A 14,580-nucleotide genomic window follows, 5' to 3' on the forward strand; every position below is an offset into this window, starting at 1 on the left:
GGCGGCGGCGACGGGCTCGTTGTCGGCAGGTCGCTCCGCAGTAGCGGGCCGGGCGGCCGGTGGACCGGGCCTCGAGCAGGGCCCCGCACTCCTCGCACCGCAGCGCCGCGTGAAGCGCACCGGGCGCGTCACGAAACACCCGTCCTTCCGTGACGGATACGGGACTTCGCAGACTCTCCAGCGCCGGCCGCACCATGCGGGGCGCCGCGGCTGTGGGTCGTGGTCTCGCTGGTGGAGGCGGGTCCTGGCACGAGTGGCCACCGGGCCCGGGTCCAGCGTGCAGGTGAGGTCCAGGGCGTTGCTGCGCGCCCTCGGAATGCGGCGGACCAGGTGACAGCCACTGGCGCCGGGCGCGAAGGTTTTCCCATGGCACTCCGTTACCGGACCAACGGCCCGGAGTTCGACTTCCCGCCCTTCACCGGTCTGCCGCCCGTCCGTTACGTGCTCGCGTCGACCCCCCGGTGCGGCAGCAACATGCTCGCCCGTGCCCTGTGGCACACCGGGCTGGCCGGCTTCGCCGAGGACTACTTCGCCGATGCCTTCGTGCTCGACTACTTCGAGCGGTGGGGGTTCGACTCCGGCGATCCGGAGGAGTTGGCGGCGGGCTATGTGCGGCAGTTGATGACGTGCCGGACCAGCCCCAACGGCGTGTTCGGGCTACGGATCCACGCGGGGCATCTCGGAAGCCTGGAGGTCGACCCGTACGACGTCCTCCAGGCACCCCGGTACATCTGGATCCGGCGCAGGGACCGGCTGCGGCAGGCCGTTTCATACACCATGGCCGAGCAGACCGGTGTCTGGATCCTGGACGGGACCTTTCTGCCGGAGGGGAGCTCGCGTGCCGAACCCCCGTACAGCTACGAGGAGATCCGCCGGCATCTGCGGATGCTGGAGCGCGACGCGGCGGTCTGGGAGGACTACTTCGGGCGGCACGGTGTCACCCCGTACACCGTCGTCTACGAGGACCTGGTCGCCGACTACGAGGCAGGGCTGTCGGGCTGCCTGGATTTCCTCGGCGTCGAGGCGCCCGCGTCGGTGCCGGCTCCGGGGATCCGGCGTCAGGCCGACGAGTTGACGGAACGGTGGGTCGAGAGGTTCCTACGGGATCGTCGTGCTGAGCGGCCAGCGTCGTAGGCGGTACGGCGTCCACCACAGGTAGCGCCCGGCGCGATGGAGCAGGTTCTCGCGCAGGTGACGCTCCAGGACCCGCTCCGTCGACGCCGACGCGACCACCGGGACGCCGTCCAGCAGTCCCTGGAACGCCGTGCTCCGGGGGGCGTTGACGACCAGGCGTCGGAAGGAGCCCCAGCGGTGGTCGCGGATCTCCAGGAAGCCGGGGCCGCGGCGGTAGCCGCACTTCGCGATGTGGAACGAGTCGCGCCACGCGGTGACCACGAGTTCCTCGCGAGCCTCTCCCGTGGAGCCGCGGAAGACGGTCGCCGGGGGGTGCAGATGGCTCAGCGACCGCCACTGGGCCGGGTCGGGCATGCGCAGTGTCCAGTCCACCGCTATGCCGTGGCTGGTGAGTTCCCGGAGGGCGAGGAGCACGGCTACCGCGGACGCGCCGTCCGGATCCGTGAGGTCCACGGGCTCGTGCACCTGGACGAACTGGACGCCGGCGGCGGCGAGTTGTGCGACGGCGTGCGCCGGGTCGTCCGGCGGTCCGTCGAGGGTGCCGTAGTGGATGCCCGGCAGGCGCATGGCCGCCGGGTCGCGGTCCTTCCATAGGGTCAGCTGCGGCTTCATCGCGTGTCTCCCGTGGAGGGGGCCGCCAGAGCCGGGACCAACGAGATCTCGTCCCCGTGCAGTCCGGCGCCGTCGAGCCGCAGCAGGTCCTGGTTGGCCACCGCCGGCGCGACCTGGACGTAGTGACCGCCCTCGGCGAAGACCAGGCCGAGGGCGCGCCAGCGTGCCAGCAGCTCGGCGACTCGCTCTTCCGTCACCTCGCCGGCCGACTCCCCTGCGTCCGCGCACCGGGCGACGGCCTTGCGCAGCAGTGCCGCCGGGCTGTGCGGTGTGTCGAGCAGTCGGAACACCGTCACTTCGAACGGGTCGGTGAGGTCGAGGAGTTGCCAGGAGAAGTCCGGGCGGGTGTCGACCAGGACGATGTGTGTGCCGAGGTCGCAGTGGGTCAGGCGGCTGCGCGGGTACGCCCGCGTCCAGTCGGCGACGGCCGTGCGCAGCCGGTCCAGACAGTCACCGGCGATGCCCTGGTTCGTGGAGTCGAAGATGTAGACCAGGTCGGCGAGTTCGTGCTCCGGCAGGTCGTAGATGTGGTGGTAGTGCGAGGCGGGGCGCAGGTCGGCGAAGCCCAGTTCCGGCCGGTCGAAGTAGGGGCTGAACCGCTCGACCTTCAGCCGGGTGGAGTTGGCCGGCGGTCCGAGGTGGTGCAGCGCGGGCAGCTGGTCGACGATCTCGTCGTAGTCCTGGTCGGTCTCCCCGGGGAAGCCGTAGAGGTAGTTCCAGCTGAGGTTGACGCCGACGGTCTCCGCGTCCCGCAGCAGCCGTACGTTCTGGCAGCCGGTCACCCCCTTGTCCATCAGCTTCAGGACCCGGCTGCTGAGGCTCTCCACGCCGGGCTGCACGTAGCTGACTCCGGCCGCGTACAGCGTGGCCAGTTGCTCACGGCGCAGGTTCGACTTGATCTCGTAGCACAGCCGCAGGTCGTACCCGGACTCCTGGAGAAGCGGGGCCATGGAGTTGAGGTAGGCCATGTCGAGGATGTTGTCGGTGACCCACACGTCGAGGATGCGGTGGCGCTCGACCAGGCCGAGGATCTCGTCCACGAACCGCCGCGGGTCCTTGCTGCGGAACTCCATGAACGAGCCGTTGAGGCCGCAGAAGGTGCAGTGGTGCTTCTCGCCCCACCAGCAGCCGCGCGAGGCCTCCACCACCAGTCGCGGCTCCACCCAGCCACCCGCGGTGGACTGCGCGTGCCGCTCGAAGTAGTCCCCGTAGTCGGGGGTGACCAGTGCGCCCGGAGGCAGCGGGGCGGCGTTCATGGGATGGGCCACGGACCGGCCCTGCGCGTCACGCCGGCACAGACCGGGAATGGCGGCCAGGTCGGCGGCGTCGCCGTCGCGGAGGGCGGCGAGCAACCGCGGGAACGCGATCTCGCCCTCGCCCCGCACGACGAAGTCGACGTACTCGAAGTTGCGGTGCAGCGCGGCGCCTTGTGGGCCGTCGCAGTTGGCGCCGCCGAAGACGGTGGTGGTGCCGGGTGCCAGTTCCTTGACCGCGCGGGCCGCCGCGAGGGCGGCCGCGTTCTGCGCGAAGGTGGTGGTGAAGCCGACCACGTCCGGTGCCGTGGCGGCGATCTTGGCGGCGATCTCCCGGACGAACAGCGGCGCGAGTTCGTGCAGTTCGCGCGCCTTGGCCAACATGGGCTCCGGCATCTTCTCGCCGAAGTGTTCGGTGAACTCGGCCACTCGCCAACGGGGTTGGGCGTTGAGCGCGGCCGAGAAGATCCACTCGCTGTGCCCGGAGAAGTACGAGGTCGAGCAGAACTCGTACTCGTCGAAGCCGTATTCCGTACGTGCGGACACCCAGTCGGCGAAGTCGAGGTTGGCGTGCACCACTTCGACGTCCGCGGCGCCGTCGGGGAGGACGTCGAGGATCCGGCGCTTGAGAATGCCGAGCGCGAGGGACGGCGCGTCGAGCGACGACCACGGCATGTCCACCAACACGATGTGCAAGGCGGTTCCTCTCCCCGTCACCACAGTCCGCGGCCGGCCAGTGCCCGCCGCGCGGTCTCGCGCCGGTCCGACGGCTCGGCCTCGAAGGCCGCCGCCACCCGCCCGGACACCACGCCGTGAGCCAGTCCGGCGGACGCGGTGAAGTACGCGTAGTGCACTTCGTCCGCACCCTGGGTCTCCCCGGAGGGACGCCCGCCGGCGGTGGCCCCCCAAGTGGCCACGGACGCCGCCGCATACGCACGCACGGCGGCATGGCCCCGGTCGGTGGGGACGATCCCCTCCGCCTCGATCACGAACGACAGTGGCTGCTCGCACGTCAGCGAGGTGAACAGGGCGATCATCAGCTCGTGGGTCACCGTGTCGCGCAGCCCCCCTGCCCCGACGCCGTCCAGCAGGTAGGACGCGAACGCCTCCTCCGCCGACAACCCGGGGGCGGTGTACGGGATCAGCCGGTACCGGGCGAAGTGCGGTGAGCCGAGGAAACCGGTGAGCAGGTCGGACTCCGTGGCACCGGCGTCCCGGAGCAGCCGCAGGCCGCGCGGGAACGTGGTCGCGAGGCTGCCGCCGCTGCCGGGCCGCCAGACTTGGGAGCGCAACCGCCTTGCGGTGGTGTCCAGTTCATCCAGATCGACGGAGGCCAGGCACTCCAGCTCGCCGGCATCCGCCGCGACGGCCTCGGCGCCCCCGTCCGCGAGCCGGGCCCGCAGGTCCGCGTCCAGCAGCAACCGCATGAGCAGGTCGGTCAGTTGCTCGCCGTCCAGCGAGGCGCCCGGCTCCACCGTGGTCACGCGACCTCCCCGCGCTGCCAGTCGGCGACCAGGTCCCGCAGCCGTGCGTAGTTCGGCCGGGACTTCTCGACCAACTGCCCGTCCTCGCGGTACATCGGGTCCTCGTAGGACACCCCGAGGAGGTTCGGGCAGCGCGGCAGCAGATACTCGGTGAGCTCCAACTGTTCGTCGAGCAGGACGCCGTGGTGCAGGTCGCGGAACTTGCCGCCCACGATCTGGCAGCCCGACAGGTGCAGTTCGCGGCAGCGGGTGAGGGGCAGGGCCTCGATCCCGTCGTACATGCTCTTTCCGGTACGTCCTCTCAGCCACTGGTAGCTGAGCAGATGGCCGACGTCGAGCGTCACCCGCACGTCGGCGTCGTCCGCCAGCCGGGCGAAGTACTCGAAGGCGTCCATGTGCCCCAGGACGAACGAACCGCCCTCCGTGAAGCCGGGGAACTCTACGTGCAGCGGCGGTTCGAGCAGCCGGGCCGCCTCCGCCACGTTCCGGGTGGCGAGCTCCAGGCCCGGCTCGGTCAGCGGCGGCGGGAGCGGATACGGCATCGGTAGGCCGCGCAGGCTCCAGATGCCCAGGTCCTCGACCACCCAGGAGAAGCCGTAGCGGGCGGCCAGTTCGTTGGTGAACTCGGCGGCCGGGCGGCGGTCGTAGCGCTCGGGCGTGCCCATGTTCAGCTCGGTCTGGTGGAAAGCGCGCGCCAGTCCGGCGGGCACGGCCTCGAAGAAGCGGTCGTACGCGGGCACGTAGTCGGCCGGCCGTATGCGGGCGCGCGAGCGCGGCTGGAACGCGAGGGCCGAGTAGGCGAAGTCGCCGCCGTGGCGGTGCAGGAAGGCGCGGACCCGGTCGGTGATGTCTCCGCCGCCGTCGTCGCTCTCCACGAATCCGATGCCGCGCCTGCCGAGGCGTCCACCGCCCCACGGCATGTCCATCAGTACGCCCAGGCCCATCCGGCGCGGGGCTTCGGTGACGGCGGCGGTTCGGGTGCCGCCGGGTGCGGTGCGCGGCGGTTGCGTCATGACGAGCTCCTGGCTGAGGGGGCCGGGCCGGCTGAGGCTGAGGGGGCCGGGTCGGCTGGATGTGCCGGGTCGGGGGTGCCCGCCGCTGCGTCGGACAGGCGGGCCAGCAGGCGGCGGCCGCGGTCGGTGCGGGCCGTGAGCAGGCCGTCGGCGCGCTGGTCCACGTCGGTGCGGGGGAGTGCGTAGAACCGCTCCCGGACGAGGTCGGCGAGGGTGACGCGGTCGACCGTGCGCTCGTCGGCGTACGCGGGGACGGCGCGTACCCACGTGTGCGGGCGCAGGGCCGCGACGGTGGGCGTGCGATGGCCGTTCGGGGTGGGGCGCGACGGTGCCGAACTGCTCGCCCGGCCCGGTTTCACGGTGTCGAAGACTCGCACCAGCCGGTCCAGTGCCTCGCTGCGCGTCGGGCCGCCGCGGACGGACAGGGGGTGGCCGACCCGGCCGGCCAGGTAACTCAACTCGGGGTTGCCCGCGAGGCGTTCCGAGGAGTCGAGGGCGAGCCCGTACTCCTCCGGGCTGTCTACGAGCTTGCTGCCCGGCTCCGCCACCATCAGCTCCAGCGCGTCGATGCCGATCCGCCGCTCGTTGTCGACGAGGAAGCGCAGGGAAGCCTCGAACTCGTCCGGCGTCTCGTCCAGGACCTGGCCCATCACCGTGAACCGGACGGTGATGCCCGCCGCGTCGAGGTTGTCGAGGATCCGCTGGTAGTCGGCCGCGCGCACGCCCCGGTCCACCCGGTCCAACAGGCGCTGCGAGGTGCCCTCGTAGCCGACCGCGATCATCGCGCAGCCGACCGCGGCGAGGTCGTGGCAGAACTCCGGGTCGGTGAGGGCACCCTCCAGCCGGCTGCGCACGCCGAACCGGACCCGTATCCCGCGTTCGCGTACCGCGCGCATCGCTCGCTGGATCAGCCGCAGGTTGGTGTTCTCGTCCGCGACCGACACGAAACGGGTGCCCGTGACGCGGACGACGGTCTCCACCGCGTCGGCGATCTGGGTCGCGGTGCCCTGCTGGTAACTCCCTTGCGGGAGCGACCGGTTGCCGTACGAGCAGAACGCGCACCGCCCCCAGTAGCAGCCGACGCACGAGACGATCGCGAGCTCCAGGGCGTCGTTGAGATAGGAGCGGAACGGCAGTCCGGTGAAGTCGGGCGGCCCGAGGTCACGGAAGAGCAAGGTCACCGGGGGCCCTGTGCGCGGCTCGGCCCCGGAGCGTGGCAGCCAGGTCATACCGGGTACGGCGGTGAGCGGAACCGTTCCGTCCAGCGCGTCCAGCCAGCGTTCGAGCGGCTGTTCCCCGGCGGTCGGGCACAGGGCGTCGACGGTCTCCCGGACTCCGGGCAGTTTGGCGAGACTGTCGTGACGGAGCATCACCTGCTGTCCGCCCAGGCAGATTTGGGTGTCCGGCGCCAGCCGCCGGACCCAGGCGGCGATCAGCAGCGCGGGCGCGAGCTGGCTGAAGAACGCCACCGACAGGCCGACCACCCGCGGGCGATGCCGGCCGAGCAGACCGGCCAGCAGACGGTGCAGCGAGGCGACCGGTACGTCCGACGCGGTGGGCGGCCGGTCCGCGGCCCGGCGTACGGCAGCGTCGAGTTGGCCGAGGTCCTCCCAGGTCCGCACCAGGAAGGTGTCGCGGACCAGCAGTTCGAGGGCCAGGCCGGCGAGCCGGACCGCGCGGTCCGGGCCCAGCTCGCCGGCCGGCTCCTTGTGCAGGACGTGGGCACGCAACTCGCCGATGTGCGCGGCGAAGACGTCGGCCACCTCCCGGCGATACCAGTCGCCCACGGCCGTACCGCCGTCACCCGTGTCCTGGGCGCGGACCGCGTCGTCCAGCAGCGCCGGACGTCGCAGCAGCTCGTGGAGCACGGCGATGTTCAAGTCGGCCTGGTGCACCCGCCGACCCCGGCGGCGCAGATGGCCGGTCAGGTAGGGCAGGCTCAGATACGGGAAGAACCTGGCCTCGGTCTGCGGCGGGAAGATCAGCAGGACGTCGGTGCGGGTAGGGTCCGCCGACTGGCTGGACGGCACGACCCACCTCCTCGTCCCACCGGTCTCGTCCGTCGAAGAGTTGCCTCGGCTCCCGGACGTCCTAGTCGGGGATGTCCTCCGTGCTCTCCGCCGCGATGTAGGTGTACGTGTGGTACGCCGCGCCGAGCTTCAGCTCGCTGGAATCGATCACTTGGAGTTCTTCGAGCTCACCGAATTCCTCATCGGCGAGTTTCTCAGGAGTCGCAGCAGTCATGATTTTCTCCCCTTCGCGAACGTGATGGGAATGTGCCGCTTGCCGTATGTGCCACTTGCCGTACGTGGCGCCCACGCTAGCCAGACCGCAGGTGCGTCAACAGCCCATACGTCGTCGTTTGGGCGGGTCGGAATTCAGCCAGGTCAACGGCTCATGGAGACTCCGCGGCACCGGGGCTGCGCAGCAGCCGCCACAATGACCATGACTCATAATCGCCCTCGGCGCCGGGTGGTTCGGAAAAATAGTGGCCAACACGGTATAGAGGACAACGCCGTTGACCTGCTGGAGGGCCGTTTGTACCGCCATGTCGACGCGGCCGTGGTTCGGGCGGCGGTCTGGCGTCCCGACCACCCGACGGTCTGGCCGGACCTGACCGGCCCGTCCGCGCATAGGGACTCGTGGCAGGCGTGGTTTCAACAACTTTGGCAGGTAACGGATTTCGCCACCGCGGTCGAGTTCTCCAGCCCGGACCTGGCGAGACGCGTGCATCAGATCTGCGACGGCGAGCCGGTGCCGGAACTCGCCGTGCGGCGCGCGGTGTTCTCGGTGCTGCGCTACCTGCTGCGCGCCCGCTCACGTGCCACTCCCTTCGGTCTGTTCGCCGGTGTGCAGGCCGCCCGTATCGAGGCAACTCCCGCGCTGCGTGCGGACACCGGGCATCAGACGGTCACCAGGCCGGACGCAGCGTGGACCGCGGCTCTGGTCGACCGGTTGGAGGAACACCGGCAGCTGCGACCGCGATTGACGCTGCTCGCTTCCAGCCTCGCGTTCGAGCGCGACGGACGCCTGAAGATCGAGCACCGCGCGAGCAGTGCGAACGGCGGGGACCCCGTGCATGTGGGGATACGCGCCACCGGGCCGGTCCGCATGGCCATGGACGGTGCAAGGGGCCCGGTTCTGTGGGCAGTTCTCGCCGAGACGCTCTCCGCCGGCTTCCCGGACGCTTCGGCCACCGCGATCGAGAACCTGCTGGCGAATCTCGTACGACAGCGATTCCTGATCACCGGTCTGCGGCCCGCGATCACCGCCTCGGATCCGATCGCCGTCCTGCTCGGGCAGGTGCAGCAGCTGCCCGCGGCCGAAGCCGCCGAGTTGCGTGAGGTCGCGGCGGGACTGGCACGGCACGATGACGTGACCGCCGCGGGTCTGGATGCGGGTGCGGGTGTGGGTGCTCGTGCTGAACGTGCCCGGGTGAGCGCCGTGATGAGACGGGTGTGTCCCGGTGCGGAACCCGCGCTCGCCCTCGACCTGCGGTTGGGCTGGGACCTGGTGATCCCGGAGGCGGTGGCCGAGGAGGTGGCGTCGGCCGCCGCGGTACTGACCCGTCTGGCGCCGCGGGCGGCACTGAGCCCCGGGTGGGTCGCCTGGCACGGTCGCTTCCTGGAGCGCTACGGTCCGGGAGCGGTGGTACCTGTTCTCGACGCCATCGACCAACTCGGTTACCCGTCCGGCTACTTAGGGTCCACCGGCGCGTCCACGGCCCCGACGCTGACCGCCCGCGACAGTCGGCTGCTGGGGCTCGCGTACACCGCCGCGATGAGACGCCGCCACGACGTCCGACTCGATGATGCCGCGATCGACGAACTGGCGGTGGCGGATCCCGACCGACCCGTACAGCCGAGCACCGAGGTGACCGTGCGGATCCACGCCGCGAGCGTATCCGCCCTGGAACAAGGGGAGTTCACGCTGCACGTCGTCGGAGTGGCCCGTGCGGCCGGAACGGCCACCGGACGATTTCTCCACCTGTTCGACGCCGACGACCGCCGCCGGATGAGCGACGTGTACGCCCGACTGCCCGGCGTACAACAGGACGCGCTGATCGCGCAGATCAGCACCGCCCCGCTGTACGTACGCTCGGCGAACGTCGCGCACGCCCCGCAGGTGGCGGAGTTGGTGATCCCCCTCGGTGATTACCAGGGCCCGGACACGGGCCAGTTGCCCGTGACCGACCTGGCGGTGACGGCCGATGACGAGCAGGTGCACCTGGTCTCGGTCTCCCGCCGCCGTCCGGTGCACACGATGCTGCTGAGCGCGGTGGATCTGACCCAGCACACCCATCCGCTGGCGCGGTTCCTGATCGAGGCACCGGTGGCCCTGGCCGTTCCGTGCACCGGGTTCGCGTGGGGAGCCGCCGTGTCCGGTCTGCCGTTCCTCCCCGCGGTGCGTTACGGGCGCACGGTACTGTCCCCGGCCCGCTGGACCCTCGGCAGCGACGACCTGCCCGACGCGCGGACGCCGTGGCCGCAGTGGGACAAGGCTCTGGCCGAGTGGCGTCGTGACGTTGCCCTGCCCGAGCACGTGTACCTGGGCGACGGGGACCGGCGCATGAACCTGGACCTGGCGGAGGCCTCGCACCGGGTCCTGCTCCGTGCCCATGTGGAGCGCGACGGCAAGGCGTTGCTACGTGCCGCACCGGAGCCCGGGGACCTGGGCTGGGCCGGTGGGCGCGCGCACGAGGTCGTCATCCCTCTGGCCGCTGTGGACCGGACCTGCGCGCCGGTCCGCGGATCGAGCGATGTCGTCGGACTCGTCGGTCAGGTTGATCAAGTCGGCCAGGTCGGCCAGGTCGGCCAGGTCGGTCGCGAGGACGCTCGTCTGCCTGGCTGCGGCGACCTGCTCTCCATCACGTTGCACGGGCACCGCGACCGACAGGATCCGCTCCTGACCCGGCATCTGCCGTCACTGCTGGGGGAGTTGGGAGAGCCACGCTGGTGGTTCGTCCGCGACCGTGATCCCGAGGACCGCCTGGTTCTGCGTCTGGCCTGCGCGCCCGGAACACTCGGCATCGCTGTCGGGCAGGTCGGCGAGTGGACCCGGCGGCTTCGACGCGCGGGTCTGATCACCCACGCGAGTCTGGAGACGTACTATCCGCAGGCCGCGCGCTTCGGCGGTCCCGCGGTGATGGACGTGGCCGAGGAGTACTTCGCCGCCGACGCGGCCGCCGTCCTCGCCCAGTTGACCGCGCAGGCTGGCGGGGGTGCCCCCGACGCCGGTGCGGTGACTGCCGCGAGCATGGTGGACATCGCTGTCGGCATGCTCGGGGACGACGCGACGGCGATGCGCTGGCTGGTCGGTCACACCCACACGGACCGGAGCGCACCGCGCCGAGCGGTCTACGACCAGACCATCGCCCTGACGACCGCCCTCTTCACGGCGAGGGCCCCCGGCACCCCGATGCTGGACGCGTCCGTCACCGCGAGCTGGTCGGCACGCCGCGCCGCGCTGGCCGCGTACCGCAGCGCGCTCGATGGTGTGGGGACGCCGTCCCCACAGGTCCTGCTCCCGGACCTGCTGCATCTCCACCACGTCCGCATGCACGGGCCGGGACTTCCCGAGGAACGCGCACACCTGCACCTGGCCAGAGCCGCGGCACTGAGTTGGACGGCAAGAGCCAAGGTGGAACCTCGCGGTGAGCCATGAGGGTGAGCGAAAGCACGGTCGTGGACCGGCATCGTTGCGGCGGCGGTCGGCCAGGGGTCTGGCAAAACGAGTTCAAGTTCGCGTCGGCTGTCCAGAGTTGGTCCTTCCTCTTACCGTGTTTCCGGTAGTCCATCGACTGCCGGGAGAGTGCTGGGGAATCGGGGCACCGTTGAACGACTTCGTCGCGGTCTGTGCGGCTGAGCTGGTGAAGCGCATGCGGGACGACTCCTGGCCGGCTGTCCGCGACGCCCTGGTCACGTTTCTCGTCGAGAACGAACCGGGCGGCGAGACGCGCGCGACCGGCGTCCGGCAGGAGCTGGACCGAGCGCAGAGCGAGTTGCTTCACGCTGTCCGACGCGGTGAGCAGGACACGGTCGCCGACGTCGAGGCGGAACTGCGCATGCGTGTGCGCCGTGTGCTGCGGAACCGACCGCGGGCCGGCGCTCAGCTGCGGACTCTGGTGAGCCGATTCGGGCCGGCCGCACCATCCCCGCTCACCACGGTGAGGAAGCCGAATCCCGGCGTCTCGGAGACGGCGCCACAGAAGGCCCCCGGACGCCGCCGCAAGGAGATCGTCGCCGTGCTGCTCTTCAGCGGCGGCCCCATCTTCGAGAGTTCCATCCCGCTGTCGGTGTTCGGGATCGACCGCCAGGATGCCGGCGTGCCGCGCTACCGACTGCTGGCGGCGGCCGGCGAGGACGGTCCGCTGTGGACCACGGCGGGCGTGGAACTCACCGCCCCGTACGGCCTGGAAGCGGTCTCACGCGCGGGCACGGTCGTCGTACCGGCCTGGCGCTCGATCACCTCCCTGCCCGCGGAGGACGCGCTCGACGCACTGCGCCGGGCGCATGCCGAAGGCGCCCGTATCGTCGGACTCGGCACGGGAGTGTTCGTCCTGGCCGCCGCGGGCCTGCTGGACGGCCGCCCCGCGACCACCCACTGGATGTACGCACCGACGTTGGCCAAGCGCTATCCGTCGGTGCATGTGGACCCGCGAGAACTCTTCGTCGACGACGGAGACGTCCTGACCTCGGCGGGCACCGCCGCCGGAATCGACCTCTGCCTCCACGTCGTCCGCGCCGACCACGGCAACGAGGCGGCCGACGCACTGGCCCGCCGTCTGGTCGTCCCGCCGCGCCGGACAGGACGCCAGGGAACGTACCTGGACCGCGCGTTGCCGGACGAGACCGCCGCCGACCCGCTCACCGACGTCGTCGCCTGGGCGCTGGAGCACCTCCACGAACAGTTCGACGTCGAGACGCTCGCCGCACGCGCGTACATGAGCAGGCGCACCTTCGACCGCCGCTTCCGTGAACTCACGGGCAGTGCTCCGTTGCAGTGGCTGTCCACACAGCGGGTTCTCCAGGCGCAGCGCCTCCTGGAGACCTCCGAGTACTCCGTCGACGAGATCGCCGCACGTTGCGGTTTCCGCTCCCCGGTGGCCCTGCGGGGTCACTTCCGCCGGCAGATGGGCTCCTCTCCGGCCGCGTACCGGGAGGCGTACCGCACTCGGGTGGGTGCTGTCCGTGTGTCAGCCGGTCGAGTTGAGCCAAGGGACCGGGTCCGTGTACTGGCCGTCCAGGAGGACCTCGAAGTGCAGGTGGGGACCGGTGGACAGGCCGGTGGAGCCGACGAGGCCGACCGGTGAACCCGCTGTCACCGACTGGCCGACGGTGACCTGGAGAGCGGAGAGATGGCTGTACGTGGTCTCCAGCCGTTTGCCCTCGATGGTGCCGTGGTCGATCACCACGCGGAGTCCGTACGCCGTGGTCATGCCCGCGAACTCGACCCGGCCCTCCCGCGCGGCCGACACCTGGGCGCCCTTCGGCGCACCGAAGTCCACCCCGGTGTGCAGCTTGGTGACGCCGGTGAGCGGGTGCTTGCGCGAGCCGAAGGGGGAGGTGATCGTGAGGGTGGTCACCGGCGGGGACAGCAGGGCGGAGGCGTTCTGGCCCCCGGTGTCCTCGGGAGTCCGCCGTACGAGTGCGTCGTACTGCGGACGCCGTCCCTTGACCGCGTCGACGAACGTGAGCGCGCTGCCGGACACGCGGCCCGCCTTCGCCACCGCGTCCGTCCCGACCGCGTACGCGGCGAGGGTCAGGTCCGTGAGGTCGCCGTTGATGGTTCCCTCGGTCCTGAGGGCCGTCACCTTCTTCGCGAGCGAGCAGTCCTGCCGGCCGAGCGCCATGATCGCGTCCACCTGATCGTGCGGTGAGGAGCGGCCGTTGCCGTCGGCGTCCCGGCCCCACTTCCGCCACTGGGCGTCCGTGAAGCGGGCGATGCCCTGCTGCGAGAGGCTCGCGGTGTCGTCGCTCCAACCCGAGAGTTGATCGATCTGGGCGGCGAGCACGGCGGGCGTGACGACCGCGCAGTCGGCGGTCGCCTTGCGTAGCCAAGGGACGTACGAGGCATCGACGTTGCTGATGTCCGTCGGTGCCGGATCCGCGCCCTGGGACAGTGCGGGGGAGAGGCCGCCGGTGAGGGCCAGGTAGCCGGACACCCCGACGAGCGCCAGCAGGGCGGGTGCGACGATCAGGAGGAAGGGACCGGGGCCGCGACGGCGCGGACGATCTCCGTTCGGTGGCTGTGGGGTGCTCGACGCCGGCTCGGCAGCTGCCCGTTCGGCGCCATCGCGGACGGCCGGAGGCGTCGGCGGGATGTTCGAGCTCACGCTCGGACGCTAGCGGCTGACCGACAGGACGTCTCCGGCCGCGAAGACAGGGACGGGGGCAGTGGAATTGCCCCAATGGGCAAGTAGGGTCTCCGCATGGGCGGACGGTTCACGGGGTGGCCCGAGGGGGCATTCGACGTGCTGCTCCGACTGGAGGGCGAGCCCTCGCAGTCGGTGCGGGAGCAGTGTCGGAGGGAGCGCGAACAACTGGTGCGCCGGCCGATGATCGCGCTGCTCAACGATCTGGCGGACAGGGACACCGCGTACGAGGACTTCTCCGTCTGGCACTACCGGACGAACTCCTGGTGGTGGCAGCACCAAGGAGCCGTGATCCGGCTCGCGCGCCATGTCGAGTTCGGGCTGCGCTTCGACCTCGACGGACTGCGGATCCAAGGGGCGTGGTGGTACCCCGTGCCCGAGGAGATCCGCAGGTTCCGGGAGGCGGTGGCCGCGGAGGGCAGCGGTCGTGAACTCCCCGCCATCGTGGAGGAGTTGAGGAAACGGGACTACGACGTCACCGGCGACCTCATGAATCGGGTCCCCCGTGGCTATCCGGCCGACCATCCGCGTGCCGAACTGCTGCGGCACCGCTCGTTGATCGCGGTGCGACCGCTGGGCTGCGATGGCTGGCTGCACACCCCGGAGGCGGTGGACGTGGTGGTGGACGCCGTCGGGGACTTGAGCGACATGATGTCCTGGCTCGTTCGGCACGTGAGCGTCTGAACGGAGTCCTCCGTCTCCCGACGTCC

General features: G+C 70.9%; 11 protein-coding genes. 4 read left to right on the forward strand and 7 right to left on the reverse strand.

Translation table 11 applies throughout. The features are described from left to right. Positions 1-366 precede the first annotated feature (366 nt). Complete coding sequence (locus tag ACIP6U_RS43160; protein ID WP_401728449.1) at positions 367-1,134, forward strand: Stf0 family sulfotransferase; 768 nt, start codon at positions 367-369, stop codon at positions 1,132-1,134. Here the strand turns inward: ACIP6U_RS43160 and ACIP6U_RS43165 are convergent. The 6 genes from ACIP6U_RS43165 to ACIP6U_RS43190 all read right to left on the reverse strand — a co-directional run bounded on the left by ACIP6U_RS43165 (position 1,099) and on the right by ACIP6U_RS43190 (position 7,740). After that, a complete protein-coding gene (locus ACIP6U_RS43165) occupies positions 1,099-1,746 on the reverse strand; it encodes a DUF5825 family protein (RefSeq protein ID WP_401728450.1) in 648 nt (215 codons plus the stop codon). The genes ACIP6U_RS43160 and ACIP6U_RS43165 overlap by 36 nt on opposite strands. Further along, positions 1,743-3,686 carry a RiPP maturation radical SAM C-methyltransferase gene (locus ACIP6U_RS43170; protein ID WP_401728551.1) on the reverse strand — a complete coding sequence of 648 codons (1,944 nt, stop codon included), beginning with the start codon at positions 3,684-3,686 and terminating at the stop codon, positions 1,743-1,745. Before ACIP6U_RS43170 ends, ACIP6U_RS43165 begins: the two co-directional genes overlap by 4 nt. Positions 3,687-3,712: 26 nt before the next feature. After that, positions 3,713-4,483 carry a hypothetical protein gene (locus ACIP6U_RS43175; protein WP_401728451.1) on the reverse strand — a complete coding sequence of 257 codons (771 nt, stop codon included), beginning with the start codon at positions 4,481-4,483 and terminating at the stop codon, positions 3,713-3,715. Then, complete coding sequence (locus tag ACIP6U_RS43180) at positions 4,480-5,496, reverse strand: DUF692 family multinuclear iron-containing protein (protein WP_401728452.1); 1,017 nt, start codon at positions 5,494-5,496, stop codon at positions 4,480-4,482. The genes ACIP6U_RS43175 and ACIP6U_RS43180 overlap by 4 nt, the downstream gene beginning before the upstream one ends. Then, positions 5,493-7,526 carry a B12-binding domain-containing radical SAM protein gene (locus tag ACIP6U_RS43185; RefSeq protein ID WP_401728453.1) on the reverse strand — a complete coding sequence of 678 codons (2,034 nt, stop codon included), beginning with the start codon at positions 7,524-7,526 and terminating at the stop codon, positions 5,493-5,495. The genes ACIP6U_RS43180 and ACIP6U_RS43185 overlap by 4 nt, the downstream gene beginning before the upstream one ends. Positions 7,527-7,587: 61 nt before the next feature. Further along, the gene (locus ACIP6U_RS43190; protein WP_401728454.1) at positions 7,588-7,740 is read right to left on the reverse strand and encodes a hypothetical protein; all 153 of its coding nucleotides are present in this window, start codon (positions 7,738-7,740) and stop codon (positions 7,588-7,590) included. Between the two features lie 318 nt (positions 7,741-8,058). Between ACIP6U_RS43190 and ACIP6U_RS43195 the strand changes: the two genes are divergently transcribed. Together ACIP6U_RS43195 and ACIP6U_RS43200 are read left to right on the forward strand one after the other, a co-directional pair. Then, on the forward strand, positions 8,059-11,160 hold the full coding sequence (locus ACIP6U_RS43195) for a lantibiotic dehydratase (protein WP_401728553.1): 3,102 nt from the start codon (positions 8,059-8,061) through the stop codon (positions 11,158-11,160). 169 nt (positions 11,161-11,329) lie between these two features. Further along, positions 11,330-12,808 (forward strand): helix-turn-helix domain-containing protein, encoded by a 1,479-nt coding sequence (locus ACIP6U_RS43200; protein WP_401728455.1) that lies wholly within the window; start codon positions 11,330-11,332, stop codon positions 12,806-12,808. On the opposite strand, the gene ACIP6U_RS43205 is transcribed toward ACIP6U_RS43200, so the two are convergent. Beyond that, a complete protein-coding gene (locus ACIP6U_RS43205) occupies positions 12,692-13,831 on the reverse strand; it encodes a M23 family metallopeptidase (protein WP_401728457.1) in 1,140 nt (379 codons plus the stop codon). The two genes, ACIP6U_RS43200 and ACIP6U_RS43205, sit on opposite strands and share 117 nt — an antisense overlap. Positions 13,832-13,927: 96 nt before the next feature. On the opposite strand from ACIP6U_RS43205, the gene ACIP6U_RS43210 reads away from it, so the two are divergent. Next, positions 13,928-14,554, forward strand: coding sequence for a DUF2461 family protein (locus ACIP6U_RS43210; RefSeq protein WP_401728458.1), 627 nt, complete (start codon positions 13,928-13,930; stop codon positions 14,552-14,554). The last annotated feature ends 26 nt before the right edge of the window (positions 14,555-14,580 follow it).

Origin of the sequence: Streptomyces sp. NPDC088794 (assembly GCF_044750545.1) — a bacterium.
In the GTDB taxonomy this organism is placed as follows: Bacteria; Actinomycetota; Actinomycetes; order Streptomycetales; family Streptomycetaceae; genus Streptomyces.